Here is a 22036-nt window from a genome sequence, read left to right on the forward strand (position 1 = left end):
CGTGGACGGCTGGGAGCGCGCTTTCGTCCTGCATGGGCGGCCGTACAGTGAAACCAGTCTGATGCTGGATCTGTTTACCGAAGGTCATGGGCGGGTGCGCTTGCTGGCGAAAGGCGCGCGCAGCCGCCGCTCCAATCTGAAGGGTTGCCTGCAGCCCTTTACCCCCCTGTTAGTGCGCTGGGGCGGGCGTGGCGAAGTGAAAACGCTGCGCAACGCCGAAGCGGTCTCCCTTGGTTTACCCCTCAGCGGCATGATGCTCTACAGCGGCCTGTATGTGAACGAGCTGCTGGCGCGCGTGCTGGAGCAGGAAACCAACTACTCGGTGCTGTTCTTCGACTACCTGCAATGCCTGCAGGCGCTGGCGGCGGAAGACAGTTCGCCGGAACAGGCGCTGCGTCAGTTCGAGCTGGCCCTGTTGCACCACCTGGGTTACGGCCTCGATTTCCTGCACTGCGCCGGCAGCGGCCTGCCGGTGGATGATGCCATGACCTACCGCTACCGCGAAGAGAAGGGCTTTATCGCCAGCCTGGTGGTGGATCACTACAGCTTCACCGGGCGCGAACTGCGCGCGTTGGCGGAGCGTCAGTTTCCCGATGCCGAGACGCTGCGCGCCGCCAAGCGTTTCACCCGCATGGCGCTGAAACCCTACCTCGGCGGCAAGCCGTTGAAGAGCCGTGAACTGTTCCGCCAGTTTGTGCGCAAACAGCCGAATACGCCGGTCGACGACGCCTGACCTTTTCCCCTTTTGCCGCCCTGCGCCCGCGTGTAAACTGCTGACACTGAAAATCGTATTTAGAGGTTGTCATGGCTGATTTGTTGCTGGGCGTCAATATCGATCACATCGCCACGTTACGTAACGCGCGCGGAACCCAATACCCGGATCCGGTTCAGGCGGCATTCATTGCCGAACAGGCGGGGGCCGACGGCATTACCGTGCATCTGCGCGAAGACCGCCGCCACATCACCGACCGCGACGTGCGCTTGCTGCGCCAGACCATCCAGACGCGCATGAATCTGGAGATGGCGGTGACCGACGAGATGCTGGATATCGCCATTGAGCTGAAGCCGCATTTCTGCTGCCTGGTGCCGGAAAAACGCGAAGAAGTGACCACCGAAGGCGGCCTGGACGTCGCCGGTCAGCTGGACAAAATGAGCGTGGCGGTTGAGCGCCTGGCGCAGGCGGGCATTTTGGTCTCGCTGTTCATCGATCCCGATCATCGCCAAATCGACGCGGCGGTGGCGGTGGGCGCCCCGTATATCGAAATCCACACCGGTGCCTACGCCGAAGCGCAGGGCGAGCTGGCGGTACAGGCCGAGCTGCGCCGCATCGCGGTCGCCGCCGCCTACGCGGCCGAGAAGGGGCTGAAGGTCAACGCCGGCCACGGCCTGACCTATCACAACGTGCAGCCGATCGCCGCGCTGCCGGAAATGCACGAGCTGAACATCGGCCATGCGATTATCGGCCAGGCGGTGATGAGCGGGCTGCCGGCCGCGGTTGCCGACATGAAAGTGCTGATGCGGGAAGCGCGCCGGTAATGGCGGTGCTCGGGCTGGGTACCGACATCGTCGAGATGGCGCGTATCGAAGCGGTGGTGGAGCGCAGCGGCGATCGTCTGGCGCGCCGCGTGCTGAGCGACGCCGAGTGGGCGCTGTATCAGCAGCACCAGCAGCCGATTCGCTTTCTGGCCAAACGTTTCGCCGTGAAAGAGGCCGCTGCCAAGGCGTTCGGTACCGGCATTCGCAACGGCCTGGCGTTCAATCAATTCGAAGTGTTCAACGATGCGCTGGGCAAGCCGAATATTCGTTTGCACGGCCGCGCCGCCGAGCTGGCGGGGGAGATGGGGGTCACCGCGATCCACGTTTCGCTGGCCGACGAGCGGCGTTATGCCTGCGCGACGGTGATCGTCGAAAGCTGAAAAGAGAAAGGGCGCCTATGGCGCCCTTGTCAGTCCTGCGGCGATTAAATGCGATCGGCGTGGTGCAACACCACGAACTTGTCCCACAGCTGTTCGTTGCTCTCGCGGTGCTGCGGATCGGTAATGATGGTGTTGTCGATCGGGCAGACCTGCTGACAGGTCGGCGTATCGTAATGGCCGACGCACTCGGTGCAGCGGTCGGTATCTATCTGATAAATTTCATCGCCCATCGAAATTGCCTGGTTCGGGCATTCCGGCTCGCACATGTCGCAGTTGATGCATTTCTTGGTAATCAGCAGTGCCATTGTCAGTTATCTTTCCATCGGTGTGCTCGGGCTGGCGCGCAATCTATCATAGAATCGCCGCGCAACGGGCACTTTTTCGTCATCTTACCGCTTAGGGTAACTCAGGCGGATCGTCAGCCAACTGATCGAAATCAACCATTCTCTGCCCGTCAAACACCCAGCGTTTATCTGCATCTGCGATACGTATCGTAGGCATCACTTCGGGATGGGCAATCCGTATTCCCGCCTCTTGGGCAAACAACCCGATAAAATCGAACGCGCTTAAGGGATCATCAATGATCTGGTGCTGTTGGTCGCGATCGCTCAGCACCAGCAACGGCACCTGGTAATTCTGCCGGGTATCGCCGCTGTGGCGTAAAGAACGCCCACCGCCGATATCCTTGTGGGAAAGGCCGTGATCGGAGAAATAGAACAGTTTAAACGGTGTGCCACTCTGTTTCAGGCTGTGATAAACCTGCTCGATAAAACGGTCGGTCTTGCGGTAGGTAGAGAGATAGCAGGCCAGTTCCTTATTCGGCGACTCGACGCTCGGCGGTTCGCCGTTAAGCCGCTCGCAAAAGTCGGCGTGCGAGCCCATCAGATGCAGCACATACAGATTGCCTTGTCCCTGGCGACGCAATAATGGGTCAAATATCGGCAGCAGCGCATCGTCATCGGTATTGCGCGATTGGAAGTCGCCTTTCTTCAGGAAATAATGGCTATCGCTGAACATGGCGATTTTTGATACCGGCGTATCGAATTGTCCGAACATGCCCTGATTGGACAGCCAGTGGGTTTTGAGACCGGCGGCTTTTGCCAGGGTGATGATATTATCTCCGATGGCAATGTTGTGGCCGTTGCTCAAAGCCAGCGTGCGAGGAAGCGATTCGAACGTATTTGGCGCAGTGGAAATATAATTGCTGTAAAATCGTCCATTGGCATTATCCAGAAACGGCGTAGTGGACACCGGATAATCAAATAAGGACATATGATCTTTGCGCATACTTTCGCCGACGATAATGACATAGTTTCCATTCGTCGGTGCGCCTGCGGTTATTGACCAGGTACCCGGTGTTGTAGCACCGGCACTTAATTCATCAACCTGCTGCTGGTATTGTTGGTAAGCCGAGTAGAGGGATAAAAAGAAGTCAGGCAATTTAAGATTCGCCACACCGCCATTGAAGGCTCTGGCGATAATGATAACCATCAGCAGGGCTAGCAAGGGAAGTATAGTTTTTTTTGAAATGGCTTGCCGCCAAATAAATAGGCCGAGAATGGCCAGCATAACCAGAATGGCGGCGGGCAGCAGATAACAACTGGCCGGCAGGGTCTGCAAAAACTCCCTCGCTTCTATGAGGTTGGTTTGCAACAGGGCGGACATCACGGCAGCGGAAGGGGTACCGTAAATGGCCCCGACCGGCGCATACAGCGCGCACAGCAGAATAAACGGAATAATCAGGCCGTATCGGGTAAGTGAATGAATAGATAATAATAGCAAAGTAAGCGCAATAAAAAGAATATCAATACCTTTTCCACCGCTGTATCCCATCGCCTTGATTAGAATCAATGCAGTAATGACATAGAGCAAAAAGGTACGCAGAATCGGATGCGTCACGGAATGCCGCAACTTATCTAAAATAACAGTGTGTGTATTCATAATGGTATCGTTAAATAATGCTGTTCATGCACGCTCAATTATTGATCAATAATCGAGCAGGTCACCGCCCGCACATTATTTTTCGAATGCAGAGAAGGGAAATAATTGAACTGGCGGCGTTTTATCGGCCGCCATTATACGCGTCAAACCAACTTTTTCATTAACTGTTCGCTGTGCTTGATGCGATCGCGGGCATGATCGAGATCGTGCTGGATCAATGCCATAAACAGCAGGTCGGTGAGGGCGAACTGGGCGGTGCTGGAGGAGATGGCCGCGCTGCGGGTATGGGGCTCTTCGGCGATGGTATAGAGACAGTGGTCCGCGCGCTGCTGCAGACCATTGGGCGAGAAGCTGGTCAGCGCCAGCACTCTGGCGCCGGCCTGGCGCGCCTCTTCCGCCGCCAGATTGATTTCACGCCGTTCGCCGCTGAAGGAGATCGCCAGCAGCAGATCGCGTTTGTCCAGCGCCTGCACCGCCGCCAGCTGGACGTGCATGTCCGCTTCGGCCACCGCCATCACGCCGATTTTCAGCAGCTTGAAGGAAAAATCCTTGGCCACCAGCCCGGAGGCGCCGATGCCGATCAGCATCACCCGGCGCGCTTGGCGCAGCATATCCAGCGCCTGATGCAGCCGCTCTTCGCTGTTGATGTCCAGCGTCGCGCGCAGCGCCGCCTGCTTTTCCGCCAATAGCTTTTCACCGACGGTTTTCAGCGTGTCGCTGCTGAGGATGTGGTTGTGGACGGTCACTACCGGTTCGGCCTGCGGCTGGGCCAGCGTTTCGCTCAGCGCCAGCTTCAGCGCCGGGAAACCTTTATAGCCCAGTTTTTGGGCGAACTTGACCACGCTCGACTGGCTGATGCCGGCCAACTGGGCCAGCTTTTGCGAGCTGAGATGGCGCGCCTGCTCGGCGTTATTCAGCAGAAAGTCCGCCAGCTTGCGGTCGTTTTGCGCCAGTGTCGGATACATCTGGCGAATGCGCAGAAGGGTACTCATTGTTCTTTCCCTGGAAACCAGCGGCCATTTTGCCATGCAGAGGGCGAAAACGCGCGGTGAAAATTTTTGTGAGCTCACCGTTAAAATAGCAAATAGCGCTCGCTTTGTTGAATAAAATATTCAAATATTGATTTAATTTTGTGAATTAAAAATTCAAAGGTGAACAGATGAACTTAGGCGCACTGGTATCGGAAACCCGCAACCCGGCCACCATGGGGCTGGATGAGATGTCGACGTTGGACATGGTCCGCTGCTTTAACCAGGAAGACCGCAAGGTGCCGGAGGCGATTGAAAAGGTGCTGCCGGCGATTGCGCAGGCGGTCGATTTGGCTGCGGCGGCGCTGAAGGCCGGCGGCCGGCTGATTTATTTGGGCGCCGGCACCAGCGGCCGCCTGGGCGTATTGGATGCCTCCGAGTGCCCGCCGACCTTCGGCGTGCCGCACGGCGTGGTGGTGGGGCTGATCGCCGGCGGGCCGGGCGCGCTGCTCAAAGCGGTGGAGGGGGCGGAAGACGACGAGGCCCTGGGCGAAGCCGATCTCCGGGCGCTGAACCTCACCGCCGTCGATATGGTGGTGGGGTTGGCGGCCTCGGGGCGCACGCCCTACGTGATCGGCGCCCTGCGCTATGCGCGCGGGCTGGGCTGCCCGACGGCGGCCATCTCCTGCAACCCGGATTCGCCGATTGCGCACGAAGCGCAGGTGGCGATTTCGCCGGTGGTGGGGCCAGAGGCGCTGACCGGTTCGACTCGCCTGAAATCCGGCACCGCGCAGAAACTGGTGCTCAACATGCTGTCGACCGGCGCGATGGTCAAGCTGGGCAAGGTCTACCAGAACCTGATGGTGGACGTGAAGGCCACCAACGTCAAACTGGTGGATCGCGCCTGCCGCATCGTGGTGGAGGCCACCGGTGCAGAACGCGCTCAGGCGGAGGCGGCGCTGGCGCAGACCGGTTTTGAGGTTAAACCGGCGATCCTGATGATCTTGGCCGGCGTCAGCGCCGAAGAGGCGCAGCAGCGGCTGCAGCGGCACGACGGCTACCTGCGCGCGGCGTTGGCGCGTTAATTCACGGTGGGGGTGGCGATGGACAAGACAACGGCATTGGCGACACAGATCTTGGCGGGCGTGGGGGGCGAGGGCAATATCCTCAAACTGGAGAACTGCATGACGCGGGTGCGCGTTGAGGTCAGCGACGAACAGCGTCTGGACCTGGCCGCCCTCAAGCAGCTGCCCGGCGTGAAGGGCTATATCAAACAGGGTGAGCAGCATCAGTTTATCGTCGGCCCGGGCGCCGCCGCCAAGGTGGTGGACGCCATGCGCGGGCTGTTGAGCGGCAATGCACAGCCCGCTGCCGCCGTCGGTGACGCCGCCCGCACCAAGGCGCAGGCTAAGCAAAAATACGCTGCGCCGATGAGCGGCGCGCTGAAAAAGCTGGCCGACGTTTTTATTCCGCTGATCCCGGCGTTTATCGCCTCGGGGCTGATCACCGGCATCATCAACCTGCTGAAACGGCCCGACATCGCCGGTCAGTTGGCCGTGGACTACCCGAACGTGCTGGGGCTGCTGGCGATATTCGGCAGCGCGGTATTCGCCATCATGAACATTCTGGTTGGAGTGAACGCCGCGCGGGTGTTCGGCGGCTCACAGGCGATGGGCGGCGTGATGGCCGGGATCCTCTCCAGCCCTGCGCTGGCGCAGATCACGTTGTTCGGCGAGGCGCTGCAGCCGGGGCGCGGCGGGGTGATCGCCGTGCTGCTGGTGGTGGCGTTGATGTGCTGGGTGGAGAAACGCCTGCGTACGCTGTTGCCGGAGTCGGTCGAACTGATCCTTAACCCACTGCTGACCACGCTGGTCACCGCCTCGTTGGCGATCCTGATCCTGCAGCCGGTCGGGGGGGTTATTTCCGATGCCATCGCCCACGGCGCCAATCTGGCGATCGACAAGGGCGGGTTGCTGGTGGGGGCGCTGCTCTCGGGGCTGTTCCTGCCGCTGGTGCTCTCCGGCCTGCATCAGGGGCTGGTGCCGATCCACGTCGAGCTGGTGCAGGCGCACGGTTCCAACCCGCTGCTGCCGATCCTGGCGATGGCCGGCGTCGGTCAGGTGGGGGCGGCGCTGGCGGTGCTGTTGAAAACCCGCAATGCGGGGCTGAAGAAGGTGATCAAAGGGGCGTTGCCGGTCGGCATTCTCGGCATCGGCGAGCCGCTGATCTTCGGGGTGACGCTGCCGCTGGGGCGGCCGTTTATCGGCGCCTGCCTCGGCGGGGCGGTCGGCGGTGCGCTCATCAGCTACTGGAAGGTGGCGACGGTGATTACCTTCGGCATTTCGGGGCTGCCTTTGGCGTTGACCATCGTCTCAGGTAAGGTGATGTTGTATCTGGCGGGGATGCTGATTACGATTATCGCCGGTTTTCTCTTCACCTGGATGATGGGGTTCAACGATCCCGAGGAGTAGCGTTTGAGCGACAAGCAGCAACCATCGGCCGCAGAAGGGCGCCGCGTGGTCTTTTTCGATCTGGACGGCACTCTGCATCAGGAGGATATGTTCGGCAGTTTCTTGCGCTTCCTGCTGCGCCGTTTACCGCTGAATCTGCTGCTGGTGATACCGCTGTTGCCATTGATTGGCCTGGCGCTGTTGCTGCTGGGGCGCGCCGCGCGCTGGCCGATGAGCCTGTTGCTGTGGGCGATCACCTTCGGGCGCTCCGAAGCGACGCTGAAGGCGTTGGAGCGGCAGTTTATCGAGGTTTTCCGCCAGAAGGTGACCGCGTTTCCGGTGGTGCAAATGCGCTTGCGGCAGTATTTGGATGAGCACGATGCCGAGGTGTGGCTGATTACCGGCTCGCCGGAGCAACTGGTGGCGCAGGTCTATCGGGATTCGGCGTTTCTGCCGCGGGTGCGATTGGTCGGCAGCCGCATCGCGCGCCGCTATGGCGGCTGGGTGCTGACCTTGCGCTGTCTGGGCGTACAAAAAGTGGTGCAGCTGGAGCAACGGCTCGGTGCGCCGCTGAAGCTGTACAGCGGTTACAGCGACAGCAAGCAGGATAACCCGCTGCTGTTTTTTTGCGAACACCGCTGGCGGGTAAGCAAGCAGGGCGAGCTGCAGCAGCTGGAATAAACAAAGGGCGGAGAATTCCGCCCTTTGCTGTTATCGCTACCGCGTTCAGTCGTCGGTTACGTCGTGCGGTTTGCGCCCCAGTTGCCAAATCTTCTCCGCATAATGCCCCAACGCCCACAGGCTCAGGCCGAGCAGCGCGAAGAAAATCGCCTTCGGCATGCTGTCCCAGAAAAACTCGAACAGGCGGGTATAGAGGTTGATGCCGAGGAATGTCAGCCCGAAACCGCGCAGCATGGCGTCGTCATGCTTCAACCCCAGCCAGATGGCGGCGAGGGCGGCCAGCCCGAACAGCAGGCTCCAGTGGAACAGCTCAATCTGGCGCGCGCGGTACCAGCTGTCGAGATCGCCGTAGTTGCCAAAGATGGATAGCAGCCACAGCGCGATGAACAGGTACAGCAGGCCCATCGCCAGCGACACCCGCTGCAGGCCGCGCTGCGCCAACAGCGGCCGCAGCAGCAATGCGGCGGCGATCAGCACCGCGCCGAAGGCGATAAAGCGAATCGGGTAGCTCATGCCGAGCCAGTAGGCGCCCCAGCCGGACAGGTAGCCGGTTTCGGCGCCGAAGGCATTGCCGAGCGACAGCAGGGCGAACCACCACACTAGCCCGGAGCGGCTGAACCAGCCGATCGCGCCGTACAGCAGCGCGGCGACCAGCAGCAGTACGGAAACCCGGCCGCTGCCGTTATCCAGCCAGACCCCCAACTGCCATAAGGCGCAGGCGGTGAGCAACACGGCGACAAACAGCGCCGCCTCATTGCCGTAGCGTTTTTCCGGGTGCCGTTGGCGGCGGCGCAGCGCCCAGACGTAGGCCAGCGCCGCCAGTGCGCCGGCGATCGCCATGCGCACCGGCGCATCGAAGCGGAACAGTTCGCTCAGCCATTCAAGCAGTGCGCTGTCGGCGAACAGGCTGGTGACGGCGATCAGCAACGAGGCCAGCGCGGCGAGAAACGCATAGCGCGCCAGCCGTCGCCAGTCGAAAGGTTGTACGTCCACATGCAGCAGCAACTGCTGCCGTTGCTCGGGCGTCAAGGCGCCTTCCCCAACCCAGCCGTCCAGCGCCTTGCGCACCACGACGGCGTTCTTTTTACTGAGTTTCATGTTTCTTGTCCCTGAATCACACGCTGATTCGGCCAGTATAGCCATTGGCGGGCGGCTACGACAAAGGGAGGCTAGTGTGTATAATGCCCGCCGCAAAAGCGCACGAGGAATTATGCGATGACTGAATATAACGATGAGTACTGGATGCGTCAGGCATTGCAGCTGGCCCTGCGCGCACAGGAAGAGGGCGAGGTGCCGGTGGGTGCGCTGCTGGTGCTAGACAATCAGGTCATCGGCGAGGGCTGGAACCGCCCGATCGGCCGACACGATCCAACCGCGCACGCCGAGATCATGGCGCTGCGCCAGGGCGGCGCGGTGCTGCAAAACTACCGCTTGTTGAACGCCACGCTGTACGTCACGCTGGAGCCCTGCGTGATGTGCGCCGGTGCGATGGTGCACAGCCGTATCCGCCGGTTGGTGTATGGCGCCGCCGACGAGAAAACCGGCGCGGCCGGTTCGCTGGTGGACATTTTGCGCCATCCGGGCATGAACCATCAGGTGGAGATCGTCTCGGGCGTGCTGGCGGACGAATGCGCCGCCACCCTGAGCAATTTCTTCCGCCTGCGCCGCGAACAGAAAAAAGCGCTCAAGCTGGCGCAGCGGGCGGCGGATACGCCGGAATAATCAGTAGTTGAGCGCCAGTTCCGGCATCACCGTCGGATAGCCTTTCCCCAACGCTTCCTGCTCGGCGGCCGCTTGCGCCGCCTTTCTCTCTTTTTCCTGCAGATAACCCACCAGGCTGACCTGGTAGCGGCGGATGTTCTCTACATAGTTGTAGGCTTCTCGCCCACGCGCATAACCGTAGGTCAGCTGCGGGTAGTAGCGCTTTTGGCTGAGCATCGGCAGGCGCTGTTTGACGTCGACCCAGCTGTCCGGATTGCCTTTTTGCGTTTTGGTCAGCTTGCGTGCGTCCAGCATATGGCCCCAGCCCATGTTGTAGGCCGCCAGCGAGAACCAGATGCGCTCGTCTTCCGGCACGCTGTCCGGCACCTTGGCCATCAGTCGCTGCAGGTAGAGCGCGCCGCCCTGAATGCTCTCTTCCGGATCGAGGCGGTCGTTGACCCCCAGGCCGTCGGCGGTGGCGCGGGTCAGCATCATCAGGCCGCGCACGCCGGTGGGGGAGGTGGCCTGCGGATTCCAGTGCGATTCCTGGTAGGCGATGGCCGCCAGCAGCTTCCAGTCGATCTCGTTGGCGTGCTTCTCGAACAGCGGGCGGAAGTTGGGCAGCACCGAGTCGATGGCCGACAGGAAGGTTTTGGTGTCCACATAGTCGAAGCTGCCGACGTGGCCGAGGTATTTCTCCTCCAGCCGCGCCAGGGTGCCGTCGTCCACCATTTGACTGTAGAAATCCAGCATCGCTGCGTACAGGCTGTCGTCGCCGTCACGTTTGAGATACCAGGTGACCGGCTCTTCGTCGGTGACGTCGAACGCCACCGCCAGCTGCGGATGGATGCGCTGCAGCAGCGCGATGGTCACCGAATCGCCGAGGGTGTAGTCCAGCTTGCCGTCGGCAACCCGCTCCAGCAGCTCTTTGGAGGTGAGATCGCTGGAGGACTCCCAGGTGAGATCCGGGTATTTATCCTGCTTGAGCTGTTTTAGCGTGCTGACGTGCGCGGAACCGGAGGCGACCGCCAGCTTGCCTTTGATGTCGGCGAAGCTTTTCGGCCGCGGGGTGCCCAGTCGGTACACCAGCTGTTGGGAAACAGAGTAGTAGGCCGGGCCTGTGCGTGCGCGGCTCAGGCGTTCCTGGTTGTAGATAAGGCCTGCCGCCAGCAGGTCGGCGTCGTCGTCGTCCAGATCGTCGAACAGGTCATTGATGTTCTGATGGGGGATCACCACCAGCTTCACCCCGAGGTAGTTGGCGAAGCGCTTGGCCAGTTCGTAGTCGAGCCCACCCGGCCCTTGCTTGGTGTTGAAATAGGTCAGCGGGGAGTTCAGCGTGCTGATACGCAACTCGCCGCGGGAAATGATCTCCTGGAGTTGCCCGCCCTGGCCGCTGCGCCAGGTGATATTGGGCCACAGCGCGAGAGCCAGAAGCAGGGTGACAACGCCGATGAGGATGTAGTTTATTTTAAGACGTTTCAAATAGTTATCCAGTGGTGGCACAGGTACACCGGCGACGACAACCGCGACTTTTCTCATGGTTAAATCACCAGTGCGGGGGGCATTTTGCGCAACAAAACGCCAGTGTGCAACTTTATTGACACGTTATGACAATTCGTCGGTGCGGCACGCTTTTATCAATAATCCCTACGCAAACGGTTTCGTCGGCGGCGAGGATTCTCTATAATGACGCGCGTTTTCCCCTGTTGCGCCCAATGAAGCGTCTTATCCGTCGCTTCGAAGACGAGAGAACTTTGATTATGGAAATTCTGCGTGGTTCGCCCGCTTTATCGGCTTTTCGCATTACCAAACTGCTGTCCCGCTGCCAGGACGCTCACCTGCCCGTCAGTGATATCTACGCCGAGTACGTCCACTTTGCCGATGTTAGTGCACCGCTAAGTGCCGAAGAACACGCCAAGCTTCAGCGTCTGCTCAAGTACGGTCCTTCTCTCGCCGAACACGCTCCCGAAGGCCGGTTGCTGCTGGTTACGCCGCGTCCGGGCACCATTTCTCCCTGGTCTTCCAAAGCCACCGATATTGCCCACAACTGCGGTTTGCAACAGGTGCTGCGGTTGGAACGCGGCCTGGCGTTCTACGTCAAGGCGCCCGAGCTGACGGAAACCCAGTGGCGCCAGCTCGCCGCGCTGCTGCACGATCGCATGATGGAAACCGTCTTCAGCGAGCTGCAACAGGCCGAACAGCTGTTCGCGCACCATCAGCCGGCGCCGTATCAGTCGGTCGATGTGCTGGGCGCAGGGCGCACCGCGCTGGAGCAGGCCAACGTCCGGCTCGGCCTGGCGCTGGCGCAGGACGAGATCGACTACCTGCTGAATGCCTTTACCGGTTTGGGGCGCAACCCGACGGATATCGAACTCTATATGTTCGCGCAGGCCAACTCCGAGCACTGCCGCCACAAGATTTTCAACGCCGACTGGATCATCGACGGCGAACAGCAGCCTAAATCGCTGTTCAAAATGATCAAGAACACCTATGAGCAGACGCCGGACTACGTGCTGTCGGCGTATAAAGACAACGCCGCCGTGATGGAAGGCTCGCAGGTCGGTCGCTTCTTCGCCGCGCCGGAGAACGGCACGTACGATTACCATCAGGAAGACGCGCACATCCTGATGAAGGTAGAAACCCACAACCACCCGACGGCGATCTCACCGTGGCCGGGCGCCGCGACCGGCTCCGGCGGCGAGATCCGCGACGAGGGCGCCACCGGCCGCGGCGCCAAGCCGAAGGCGGGCCTGGTGGGCTTCTCGGTGTCCAACCTGCGCATTCCCGGCTTTGAACAGCCGTGGGAGCAGGATTTCGGCAAGCCGGAACGCATCGTCACCGCGCTGGATATCATGACCGAAGGCCCGCTGGGCGGCGCGGCATTCAACAACGAATTCGGCCGTCCGGCGCTGCTGGGCTACTTCCGTACCTATGAAGAGCGCGTCAACAGCCATAACGGCGTTGAGCTGCGCGGCTATCACAAACCGATCATGCTGGCGGGCGGTATCGGCAACATCCGCGCCGATCACGTGCAGAAAGGGGAAATCACCGTCGGCGCCAAGCTGGTGGTGCTGGGCGGCCCGGCGATGAATATCGGCCTGGGCGGCGGCGCAGCCTCGTCGATGGCGTCAGGCCAGTCCGATGCCGATCTGGACTTCGCTTCGGTGCAGCGCGACAACCCAGAAATGGAGCGCCGCTGTCAGGAAGTGATTGACCGCTGCTGGCAGCTGGGCGACCAGAACCCGATCCTGTTTATCCATGACGTCGGTGCCGGCGGCCTGTCCAACGCCATGCCGGAGCTGGTGAGCGACGGCGGCCGCGGCGGCCGCTTCGAGCTGCGCGATATCCTCAACGACGAGCCGGGCATGAGCCCGCTGGAAGTGTGGTGCAACGAATCGCAGGAACGTTACGTGATGGCGATTGCCCCGGCGCAGATGGCACAGTTCGACGAGATTTGCCGCCGCGAGCGCGCACCTTATGCGGTGATCGGCGAAGCGACCGAAGAACAGCACCTGACGCTGAACGACCGCCACTTCGACAACCAGCCGATCGACATGCCGCTGGACGTGCTGCTCGGCAAGACGCCGAAAATGACCCGCGACGTGACCCGCCTGCAGGCGCATGGCGAGGCGGTGCAGCGTGAGAACATCACGCTGGCCGACGCGGTGAAACGCGTGCTGCATTTGCCGGCCGTTGCGGAGAAAACCTTCCTGATCACCATCGGCGACCGCACCGTTACCGGCATGGTGGCGCGTGACCAGATGGTCGGCCCGTGGCAGATCCCGGTGGCCGACTGTGCGGTCACCACCGCCAGCCTGGACAGCTATTACGGCGAAGCGATGTCGCTCGGCGAACGCGCGCCGGTGGCGCTGCTGGACTTCGCCGCCTCCGGCCGCCTGGCGGTCGGGGAAGCGCTGACCAACCTGGCCGCCACGGAAATCGGCAGTCTGAAGCGCGTGAAGCTGTCCGCCAACTGGATGGCCGCCGCCGGCCACCCGGGTGAAGACGCCGGCCTGTACGAAGCGGTGAAAGCGGTGGGCGAAGAGCTGTGCCCGGCGCTGGGCATCACCATTCCGGTGGGTAAAGACTCCATGTCGATGAAAACCCGCTGGCAGGAAGGCAATGAACAGCGTGAAATGACCTCGCCGCTGTCGCTGGTCATCACCGCCTTCGCCCGCGTGGAGGACGTGCGCCACACCGTGACGCCACAATTGCGCACCGATAAGGGCGACAGCGCGCTGCTGTTGATCGACCTGGGCAACGGCCATAACGCGCTGGGCGCCACCGCGCTGGCGCAGGTTTACCGCCAACTGGGCGACAAACCTGCCGACGTGCGCAACGTTGCGCAGCTGGCGGGCTTCTTCAACGCCATGCAGCAGCTGGTGGCCGATCGCGCGCTGCTGGCTTACCACGATCGCGCCGACGGCGGCCTGCTGGTGACGCTGGCGGAGATGGCCTTCGCCGGTCACTGCGGCGTAGAGGTTAACCTCGATGGCCTCGGCGACGATGCGCTGGCGGTACTGTTCAACGAAGAGCTGGGGGCGGTGATCCAGGTGAGCGCCGAACGCCTCGACGACGTGAAGCGGGCGTTCGCGCAGCACGGTCTGACCGACAACGTGCATCACATCGGCAGCGTGCAGGCCGGCGATCGTTTCGTCATCACCCAGCACGGCAAGGCGCTGTACAGCGAAAGCCGCAATACGCTGCGCACCTGGTGGGCGGAAACCACCTGGCAGATGCAGCGCCTGCGCGATAACCCAGCGTGCGCCGATCAGGAACATCAGGCCAAGCAGGATGAACAAGATCCTGGCCTGAACGTGAAACTGACCTTCGCCCCCGACGAAGACATCGCCGCGCCGTACATCGCCAAGGGCGCTCGCCCGAAAGTAGCGGTGCTGCGCGAGCAGGGGGTGAACTCCCACGTTGAAATGGCGGCGGCGTTCCACCGCGCCGGCTTTGACGCGGTGGACGTGCACATGAGCGATCTGCTGGCCGGGCGCCGCGATCTGCAGGACTTCCACACGCTGGTGGCCTGCGGCGGCTTCTCTTACGGCGACGTACTGGGGGCCGGCGAAGGCTGGGCGAAGTCTATCCTGTTCAACGAGCGGGTGCGTGACGAGTTTGAGGCGTTCTTCCACCGTCCGCAGACGCTGGCGCTGGGCGTATGCAACGGCTGCCAGATGATGTCCAACCTGCGCGAGCTGATCCCGGGCGCCGAACACTGGCCGCGCTTCGTGCGCAACCTGTCGGATCGCTTCGAGGCGCGCTTCAGCCTGGTGGAAGTGGCGGCCAGCCCGTCGCTGTTCATGCAAGGTATGACCGGTTCGCGCATGCCGATCGCCGTTTCCCACGGTGAAGGGCACGTCGAAGTGCGCGATGCGGCGCATCTGGCGGCGCTGGAAAGCCATGGTCTGGTGGCGCTGCGTTTCGTCAACAACGCCGGTCAGGTGACGGAAGCTTACCCGGCTAACCCGAACGGTTCGCCGAACGGCATTACCGCCGTAACCAGCGCCAACGGACGTGCCACGGTGATGATGCCGCACCCGGAACGCGTGTTCCGCACGGTGAGCAACTCCTGGCACCCGGAAGAGTGGGGCGAGGACAGCCCGTGGATGCGCATGTTCCGCAACGCCCGTAAGCAGCTGGGCTAAAAACGGCCACCACCGTACAGAGGGCGCAAGCAATTGCGCCCTTTTTTATGGCCGGCGTTCGCCGACTGGCGGCAGTGTCTGCATTTTGCGACAGGCGCTATTTTCCCTGTCGCTAAATGGAGACATTTAACCGTTTGATTTTATTGGTGGTAAGCGGGTTTGGCTTTAGTTGTCTGCATTTGGCGACAGCGCGGCGTTTTTTTCATCGCTCATCGGGGCGTGATGTGCAAAGAAATTTGCTGATATAATTTTATTTTTTAATAAAATCATCTGTTTATAATTTTAATTGCAAAGTTGGCACGCAACGTGCATTATTCTCGTCAGTTGCTCATTCAACTTTTTATGACGGCGCCGTCATTAGACGGCAAATCGCCTCATAAGCCTCCGAATGATGCCAAAGAAATGGTGCCTATCGTCCAACTAAACCGATAACAGACCGTGCAAGCGGCTTTATCAAGCATCGGGCGACACGTGGAGTGAGGCACCGCCTGTATCCAACTGTGATGAAGGGTTCATCAATCCTGGATACTTACGGATGCTATTCGTCCTGTTCGATGCCAGCCGCTGCGCTACATCACCCTGGGGACGAGGTTCAAGGGCATCCACACTTTCCTTGCGTTGGGGCAAGTTTCTTGCCCCGATGTCAATTCTCAACGCTGCGCTTATCCCTGTTTCGTTGCCTATGCCCTCGAACGCAGACGCTATCCCCACGCTATCGCTTTCGCACCGGTTAATGCTGCCGGGGCCGCATGCCGTCGGCAGGCCAGGCCTATGGGCGCGGTTCACCAATCCCGCGGCTTTTTCCTTGTGCGTTCAGGATTCTCCCTTGCCGGGCTTTTTTCTTTCCGGCGAGTCAGTTAGCATCGTGACAGAGCTGAGAGAATGAGATGATTTCGTTGAAAAAATGGCGTTTATTTCCCCGTTCGCTGCGGCAATTGGTGCTGCTGGCCTTTCTGTTGGTGCTGCTGCCGCTGTTGGTGCTGGCCTATCAAGCCTACCAGAGCCTGGATCACCTCAGCGCGCAGGCGGCGGACATCAACCGCACCACGCTGGTGGACGCGCGGCGCAGTGAGGCGATGACCAGCGTGGCGCTGGAGATGGAGCGCAGCTATCGTCAGTACTGCGTGCTGGTCGATCCTACGCTGCAGAAGCTGTACCAGAACCAGCGCAAGCAATATTCGCAGATGCTGGACGCCCACGCGCCGATTCTGCCGGACGAGCGCTACTACCAAACGCTGCGTCAGTTGCTGACCCAGCTGGCGGCGATCAAATGCCATAACAGCGGGCCGGACCAAGAGGCTTCTGCCTTGCTCGAATCGTTCTCCCGTTCCAACGCCGAAATGGTGCAGGCCACGCGCGCGGTGGTGTTCTCGCGCGGCCAGCAGCTGCAGCAGGCCATCGCCGAGCGTGGCCAGTTCTTCGGCTGGCAGGCGCTGCTGCTGTTCCTGGTCAGCGTGCTGCTGGTGGTGCTGTTTACCCGCATGATCATCGGGCCGGTCAAGGCCGTGGAACGGATGATCAACCGCCTGGGGGAAGGGCGCGCGTTGGGCAGCACTGCATCGTTCAAAGGGCCGCGCGAGCTGCGTTCGCTGGCGCAGCGCATCATCTGGCTGAGCGAGCGGCTGGCGTGGCTGGAATCGCAGCGCCACGAATTCTTGCGCCATATCTCGCACGAGTTGAAAACGCCGCTGGCCAGCATGCGCGAAGGCACCGAGCTGCTGGCCGACGAGGTGGCGGGGCCGCTGACTTCCGATCAGAAAGAGGTGGTGACGATCCTCGACAACAGCAGTCGCCACCTGCAGCAGCTGATTGAACAGCTGCTGGATTACAACCGCAAACTGGCCGATGGCCCGGCGGAACACGAGAACGTCGAGCTGCGCGAGATGGTCGATTTGGTGGTCGCCGCGCACAGTTTGCCGGCGCGGGCGAAGATGATTTCCACCGAAATCGTGCTGGAGGCGGAAATCTGCTGGGCAGAGCCTACGCTATTAATGCGCGTGCTGGATAATCTCTACTCCAATGCGGTGCACTACGGCAAGGAATCCGGTAACATTTGGATCCGCAGCCGTCAGGTTGGACAACGGGTGCAAATCGACGTCGCCAATACCGGCACGCCGATCCCCGAGGCTGAAAGAGCCATGATTTTCGAGCCTTTTTTCCAGGGTAGTCACCAGCGAAAAGGGGCGGTAAAAGGAAGCGGACTGGGGTTGAGCATCGCTCAGGACTGTATCCGTCGCATGCGCGGTGAGCTGCAACTGGCGACGGTCGCCGGTGCAGACGTCTGCTTCCGCATTGAACTGCCGTTAACCGCCGAGAATGAATAAATAATGTACACATGGTCTAAGCGCCTTCGTCTTTCACAGACCGAACGTTCACCGCGTGCCACGCACAGAGCGCCGCTCGGCAAACGCCCGATCAGCTGGTTGGGCGCAGTCTTCTTTATGCCGCTGTTGCTGGCGGGCTGCGTCGATCGCGCCGTCAGCGGCGGCCTGAACGCTCAGCAGCAAGAGGCGATCCCGGATACCAAGGTGATCGATTACCGCACCGCGGCTTGCGATACCCTGTGGCAGTTGGACGACAAGGATGCGCTGGATAATGCGCTCTACTGGCTGCGCGCGATGGACTGCGCCGATCGCATCGGGTCGACCCAGGCGCGCGCGCTGGCGAAAACGGTGCCGGGTGACAGCTGGTCCGGCGTTTTCAAACAGAGCATCCTGCTGGGTAGCGCACAGCCGACCTCCGGCGAACGCCGCCAGATGATCGACAGGATCAACAGCTACCGGATGGAGTTCCCCGGCTCGCTGCGTCCACTGACGCAGCTGTGGCGCCAGCAGCAGATGCTGCAGATCACGCTGTTCGATGAGAAAGCGCGCTATCAGCATCTGCAGGAGAGCAGCGACAGCCAGATCGATTCGCTGCGCCAGAGCCAGGCGCGTTTGCAATCGCAGCTGCAGGACACCTCGCGCAAGCTGGAAAACCTGACCGACATTGAGCGCCAGCTCTCTTCGCGCAAGCAGCTGCAAGGGGAAATCCCGGACAACGGCGCGGGCTCCCAAAAGGGCGAAGCCGCCGGTAAAAACGGCGCGGCCGCCAAAGGGGCTGAGCCGCAGGACGAGCCGGAAAAGGGCACCGCGCTGCCGGTTGAACCGGAAGACACCTATACGCCGCCCCCTGCCAATAAGGAGCCCCACGCGCAATGACCGCACGCAAACCGGCCAACCTGTTATTGGTTGACGACGATCCCAGCCTGCTGAAGCTGCTGGGCATGCGCCTGACCAGTGAAGGTTTTCACGTCACCACCGCCGAAAGCGGCCAGGAAGCGCTGCGCCTGCTGGCGCGCGAACAGATCGATCTGGTGATCAGCGATCTGCGTATGGACGAGATGGACGGCATGGCGCTGTTCGCCGAGATCCAAAAACATCAGCCGGGCATGCCGGTGATCATTCTCACCGCGCACGGTTCGATTCCCGATGCGGTGGCCGCCACCCAGCAAGGGGTGTTCAGCTTCCTCACCAAACCGGTGGATCGCGATGCGCTGTACAAGGCCATCGACGAGGCGCTCGCGCTGTCGGCCACCCCGGCCGGCGACGAGGCCTGGCGGGAAGACATCGTCACCCGCAGCCCGCTGATGCTGCGCCTGCTGGAGCAGGTGAAAATGGTGGCGCAGTCCGACGTCAGCGTGTTGATCAACGGCCAGAGCGGCACCGGCAAAGAGGTGGTGGCGCAGGCGATCCACGCCGCCAGCCCGCGCGCCGGCAAGGCGTTCATCGCCATCAACTGCGGCGCGCTGCCGGAGCAGCTGCTGGAGTCCGAACTGTTCGGCCACGCCAAGGGCGCCTTTACCGGCGCGGTCAGCAGCCGCGAAGGGCTGTTCCAGGCGGCGGCGGGCGGCACGCTGTTCCTCGACGAAATCGGCGATATGCCGCTGTCGCTGCAGGTGAAGCTGCTGCGCGTGCTGCAGGAGCGCAAGGTGCGGCCGCTGGGCAGCAACCGCGATCTGGACATCGACGTGCGCATCATCTCCGCCACCCACCGCGATCTGCAAAAGGCGATGGCGAAGAACGAGTTCCGCGAGGATCTCTACTACCGCCTCAACGTGGTGAACCTGAAGATCCCGGCGCTCAACGAGCGCGCCGAAGACATTCCGCTGCTGGCCAACCACCTGTTGCGCGAGGCGGCTCAGCGGCACAAGCCGTTCGTGCGCAGCTTCTCGACCGACGCCATGAAGCGGCTGATGACCGCCAGCTGGCCGGGCAACGTGCGTCAGCTGGTCAACGTCATCGAACAGTGCGTGGCGCTGACCTCGGCGCCGGTGATCAGCGAAGCCCTGGTGGAGCAAGCGCTGGAAGGAGAAAACACCGCGCTGCCGACCTTTGCCGAAGCGCGCAACCAGTTTGAGTTGCACTACCTGCGCAAGCTGCTGCAGATCACCAAGGGCAACGTGACCCAGGCCGCACGCATGGCGGGCCGCAACCGCACCGAGTTTTACAAATTGCTGTCGCGTCACGAGCTGGACGCCAACGATTTCAAAGAATGACAGATTCCCGCCGGTGCCTGCCACGCAGGTTCTCAACAAATCCGGCGGAATGATTTACACTCCGTTCTCTTTGCCGCGGCGCGCCCCGGCGTAGAGCACCATGGAACGTATTAAGCGGGATCGTACACAAATGAGCAGATCACTTTCCATCGCCCTGGCCCAGCTGAACCTGCTGGTCGGCGACATTGAAGGCAACACCGAACGCATGTTGCAAATCGTGCAGGAGCAGCAGAAGGCGGGAGCCGATCTGGTCATGTTCAGCGAACTGGCGCTGTCCGGCTACCCGCCGGAAGACCTGCTGTATCGCAATGATTTCTACCAGCGCTGCGACGCGCAGCTGCTGCGCCTGCAGCAGGCCTCCGCCGAGACGGCGATCCTGGTCGGCCACCCGTGGCGCGAAGGCGACAAGCTGTATAACGCGCTGTCGCTGTTTGCCGAAGGGCGCCTGCTGACCCGCTACTTCAAGCAGCAGCTTCCGAACTACGGCGTGTTTGATGAGAAGCGCTATTTCCATGCCGGCAACGACACCTGCGTGGTGGAGCTGAAAGGCTACCGTCTGGGGCTGCTGATTTGCGAAGATCTGTGGTTCCCTGAGCCGATCGACGCCGCCAAGGCGGCCGGCGCGGAGATTATCCTGTCGATCAATGCCTCGCCGTATAACCGCGAAAAACCATATATCCGTAAAACGCTGATGGCCGGCCACTGCCAGCGCACCCAGCTGCCGCTGGTGTACCTCAACCAGGTCGGCGGCCAGGATGAGCTGATCTTCGACGGCTGCTCCAAGGTATTCGACGCCGCCGGCACCATGACCCACCGTCTGGCGGCCTTCGACGAGCAGGTGACTCGTCTGGAATTCAACGAGCTGGCCGTGGTGCCGATGGCCGATCCGGCCGCTGAACTGCCGCAGCTGGCGCAGGTGTATCAGGCGCTGGTGCTGGCGGTGCGCGACTACGTGACCAAAAACGGCTTTAAAGGCGCGGTGCTGGGGCTGTCCGGCGGCATCGACTCGGCGCTGACGCTGGCGATCGCCGTGGATGCGTTGGGTAAAGACAAGGTGCAGGCGCTGATGATGCCGTTCCGCTATACCGCGGATATCAGCATCGCCGACGCCAAGGAAGAGGCGGAAATCCTCGGCGTGGAGTTCGATATCGTCTCCATCGAACCGATGTTCGACGCCTTTATGGGCCAGCTGTCGCCGATGTTCGCCGGCACCGAGCGTGACACCACCGAAGAAAACCTGCAGGCGCGTTGCCGCGGGGTGGTGCTGATGGCGCTGTCCAACAAACGCCGTAGCATCGTGCTGACCACCGGTAACAAGAGCGAAATGGCGGTGGGTTACGCCACGCTGTACGGCGATATGGCCGGCGGTTTCGACGTGTTGAAAGACGTGCCGAAAACGCTGGTGTTCAAGCTGTCCGAATACCGTAATACCGTCTCCTACGTGATCCCGCAGCGGGTGATCGATCGTCCGCCGTCCGCCGAGCTGGCGCCGGATCAGGTCGATCAGGACAGCCTGCCGCCGTACGATATCCTGGATGCGATCCTGGAAGGCTACGTTGAGCGCGACAAGTCGGTCGCCGATCTGGTGGCCGAAGGGTTCGACGAAGCGATCGTGCGCAAGGTGATCCGCCTGGTGGACATCAACGAATACAAGCGGCGTCAGGCCGCCGTCGGGCCGCGCATCACCGCCCGTAACTTCGGCAAAGACCGCCGCTACCCCATCACATCCGGTTTTGGCCGCAAAAATTGGTAAAAGGAAAGAAGATGAAAAAGATCGACGCGATTATCAAGCCGTTCAAACTGGATGACGTCCGCGAAGCGCTGGCCGAAGTGGGCATCACCGGCATGACGGTCACCGAAGTGAAAGGTTTCGGCCGCCAGAAGGGCCACACTGAGCTGTACCGCGGCGCCGAGTACATGGTCGACTTTCTGCCTAAGGTGAAGATCGAGATCGTGGTTGCCGACGACATCGTCGACACCTGCGTGGAAACCATCATGCAGACCGCGCAGACCGGCAAGATCGGCGACGGCAAGATCTTCGTCTTCGACGTGGCGCGCGTGGTGCGCATCCGTACCGGCGAGCAGGACGAAGAAGCGATCTGATCCTCCGCAGGATCATCGGCCATCAGGGCGCAGCGTGCTGCGCCCTTGTCATTTCTGTCCCCCGCGCATCATGCTTCTTCGCCTCGCC

General features: G+C 61.3%; 18 protein-coding genes. 13 read left to right on the forward strand and 5 right to left on the reverse strand.

Annotated elements, in window-relative coordinates:
- Position 1 precedes the first annotated feature (1 nt).
- The 3 genes from recO to acpS all read left to right on the forward strand — a co-directional run bounded on the left by recO (position 2) and on the right by acpS (position 1916).
- On the forward strand, positions 2-733 hold the full coding sequence (gene recO / locus RE418_RS11725) for a DNA repair protein RecO (RefSeq protein ID WP_004929165.1): 732 nt from the start codon (positions 2-4) through the stop codon (positions 731-733).
- Between the two features lie 71 nt (positions 734-804).
- Positions 805-1536 carry a pyridoxine 5'-phosphate synthase gene (gene pdxJ / locus RE418_RS11730; protein WP_025303943.1) on the forward strand — a complete coding sequence of 244 codons (732 nt, stop codon included), beginning with the start codon at positions 805-807 and terminating at the stop codon, positions 1534-1536.
- Positions 1536-1916, forward strand: coding sequence for a holo-ACP synthase (acpS, locus tag RE418_RS11735; protein WP_004929169.1), 381 nt, complete (start codon positions 1536-1538; stop codon positions 1914-1916). Before pdxJ ends, acpS begins: the two co-directional genes overlap by 1 nt.
- 44 nt (positions 1917-1960) lie before the next feature.
- Here the strand turns inward: acpS and RE418_RS11740 are convergent, their stop codons facing one another.
- The 3 genes from RE418_RS11740 to RE418_RS11750 all read right to left on the reverse strand — a co-directional run bounded on the left by RE418_RS11740 (position 1961) and on the right by RE418_RS11750 (position 4849).
- A complete protein-coding gene (locus RE418_RS11740) occupies positions 1961-2221 on the reverse strand; it encodes a YfhL family 4Fe-4S dicluster ferredoxin (protein WP_025303942.1) in 261 nt (86 codons plus the stop codon).
- A 91-nt stretch (positions 2222-2312) separates the two neighbouring features.
- Positions 2313-3857, reverse strand: a complete 1545-nt coding sequence (locus tag RE418_RS11745; protein ID WP_199559654.1) for a phosphoethanolamine transferase — start codon at positions 3855-3857, stop codon at positions 2313-2315.
- A 143-nt stretch (positions 3858-4000) separates the two neighbouring features.
- Positions 4001-4849 (reverse strand): MurR/RpiR family transcriptional regulator, encoded by an 849-nt coding sequence (locus RE418_RS11750; RefSeq protein WP_016929788.1) that lies wholly within the window; start codon positions 4847-4849, stop codon positions 4001-4003.
- A 167-nt stretch (positions 4850-5016) separates the two neighbouring features.
- Between RE418_RS11750 and murQ the strand changes: the two genes are divergently transcribed.
- The 3 genes from murQ to yfhb are packed head-to-tail and all read left to right on the forward strand — an operon-like array spanning position 5017 to position 7956.
- The gene (murQ, locus tag RE418_RS11755; protein ID WP_049209567.1) at positions 5017-5910 is read left to right on the forward strand and encodes an N-acetylmuramic acid 6-phosphate etherase; all 894 of its coding nucleotides are present in this window, start codon (positions 5017-5019) and stop codon (positions 5908-5910) included.
- Positions 5911-5928: 18 nt separating this feature from the next.
- Positions 5929-7296 carry a PTS transporter subunit EIIC gene (locus tag RE418_RS11760; protein ID WP_089181225.1) on the forward strand — a complete coding sequence of 456 codons (1368 nt, stop codon included), beginning with the start codon at positions 5929-5931 and terminating at the stop codon, positions 7294-7296.
- 3 nt (positions 7297-7299) lie between these two features.
- Positions 7300-7956: a phosphatidylglycerophosphatase C gene (yfhb, locus tag RE418_RS11765; RefSeq protein WP_043138142.1), complete on the forward strand. Its 657-nt coding sequence runs from the start codon at positions 7300-7302 to the stop codon at positions 7954-7956.
- 45 nt (positions 7957-8001) lie between these two features.
- Here yfhb and RE418_RS11770 read toward each other — a convergent pair whose 3' ends face one another.
- A complete protein-coding gene (locus RE418_RS11770; RefSeq protein ID WP_060448114.1) occupies positions 8002-9054 on the reverse strand; it encodes a DUF2157 domain-containing protein in 1053 nt (350 codons plus the stop codon).
- A 117-nt stretch (positions 9055-9171) separates the two neighbouring features.
- On the opposite strand from RE418_RS11770, the gene tadA reads away from it, so the two are divergent.
- Positions 9172-9678 (forward strand): tRNA adenosine(34) deaminase TadA, encoded by a 507-nt coding sequence (gene tadA / locus RE418_RS11775; protein ID WP_049204917.1) that lies wholly within the window; start codon positions 9172-9174, stop codon positions 9676-9678.
- On the opposite strand, the gene mltF is transcribed toward tadA, so the two are convergent.
- Positions 9679-11139: a membrane-bound lytic murein transglycosylase MltF gene (mltF, locus tag RE418_RS11780; RefSeq protein WP_025303935.1), complete on the reverse strand. Its 1461-nt coding sequence runs from the start codon at positions 11137-11139 to the stop codon at positions 9679-9681. It lies immediately after the preceding gene.
- Between the two features lie 275 nt (positions 11140-11414).
- On the opposite strand from mltF, the gene purL reads away from it, so the two are divergent.
- From purL to glnB, 6 genes are all read left to right on the forward strand, one after another.
- Complete coding sequence (gene purL / locus RE418_RS11785; protein WP_399676273.1) at positions 11415-15308, forward strand: phosphoribosylformylglycinamidine synthase; 3894 nt, start codon at positions 11415-11417, stop codon at positions 15306-15308.
- Positions 15309-16195: 887 nt separating this feature from the next.
- On the forward strand, positions 16196-17632 hold the full coding sequence (locus RE418_RS11790) for a HAMP domain-containing sensor histidine kinase (RefSeq protein WP_025303933.1): 1437 nt from the start codon (positions 16196-16198) through the stop codon (positions 17630-17632).
- Positions 17633-17635: 3 nt separating this feature from the next.
- Positions 17636-18508 (forward strand): two-component system QseEF-associated lipoprotein QseG, encoded by an 873-nt coding sequence (gene qseG, locus RE418_RS11795; RefSeq protein ID WP_089181224.1) that lies wholly within the window; start codon positions 17636-17638, stop codon positions 18506-18508.
- The gene (gene glrR, locus RE418_RS11800) at positions 18505-19845 is read left to right on the forward strand and encodes a two-component system response regulator GlrR (protein ID WP_025303931.1); all 1341 of its coding nucleotides are present in this window, start codon (positions 18505-18507) and stop codon (positions 19843-19845) included. Before qseG ends, glrR begins: the two co-directional genes overlap by 4 nt.
- 130 nt (positions 19846-19975) lie before the next feature.
- On the forward strand, positions 19976-21598 hold the full coding sequence (locus RE418_RS11805) for an NAD+ synthase (RefSeq protein WP_025303930.1): 1623 nt from the start codon (positions 19976-19978) through the stop codon (positions 21596-21598).
- Between the two features lie 11 nt (positions 21599-21609).
- Complete coding sequence (glnB, locus tag RE418_RS11810; protein WP_004847623.1) at positions 21610-21948, forward strand: nitrogen regulatory protein P-II; 339 nt, start codon at positions 21610-21612, stop codon at positions 21946-21948.
- The last annotated feature ends 88 nt before the right edge of the window (positions 21949-22036 follow it).

The sequence above is a fragment of the Serratia sp. szju genome (assembly GCF_044594185.1).
Taxonomy (GTDB): domain Bacteria; phylum Pseudomonadota; class Gammaproteobacteria; order Enterobacterales; family Enterobacteriaceae; genus Serratia; species Serratia bockelmannii.

Coding starts and splice junctions, on each gene's coding strand:
- pdxJ (WP_025303943.1), top strand. CDS start 805: ATGGCTGATTTGTTGCTGGGCGTCAATATCGATCACATCGCCACGTTA.
- acpS (WP_004929169.1), top strand. CDS start 1,536: ATGGCGGTGCTCGGGCTGGGTACCGACATCGTCGAGATGGCGCGTATC.
- RE418_RS11740 (WP_025303942.1), bottom strand. CDS start 2,221: ATGGCACTGCTGATTACCAAGAAATGCATCAACTGCGACATGTGCGAG.
- RE418_RS11745 (WP_199559654.1), bottom strand. CDS start 3,857: ATGAATACACACACTGTTATTTTAGATAAGTTGCGGCATTCCGTGACG.
- RE418_RS11750 (WP_016929788.1), bottom strand. CDS start 4,849: ATGAGTACCCTTCTGCGCATTCGCCAGATGTATCCGACACTGGCGCAA.
- murQ (WP_049209567.1), top strand. CDS start 5,017: ATGAACTTAGGCGCACTGGTATCGGAAACCCGCAACCCGGCCACCATG.
- RE418_RS11760 (WP_089181225.1), top strand. CDS start 5,929: ATGGACAAGACAACGGCATTGGCGACACAGATCTTGGCGGGCGTGGGG.
- RE418_RS11770 (WP_060448114.1), bottom strand. CDS start 9,054: ATGAAACTCAGTAAAAAGAACGCCGTCGTGGTGCGCAAGGCGCTGGAC.
- tadA (WP_049204917.1), top strand. CDS start 9,172: ATGACTGAATATAACGATGAGTACTGGATGCGTCAGGCATTGCAGCTG.
- RE418_RS11790 (WP_025303933.1), top strand. CDS start 16,196: ATGATTTCGTTGAAAAAATGGCGTTTATTTCCCCGTTCGCTGCGGCAA.
- qseG (WP_089181224.1), top strand. CDS start 17,636: ATGTACACATGGTCTAAGCGCCTTCGTCTTTCACAGACCGAACGTTCA.
- glrR (WP_025303931.1), top strand. CDS start 18,505: ATGACCGCACGCAAACCGGCCAACCTGTTATTGGTTGACGACGATCCC.
- RE418_RS11805 (WP_025303930.1), top strand. CDS start 19,976: ATGAGCAGATCACTTTCCATCGCCCTGGCCCAGCTGAACCTGCTGGTC.
- glnB (WP_004847623.1), top strand. CDS start 21,610: ATGAAAAAGATCGACGCGATTATCAAGCCGTTCAAACTGGATGACGTC.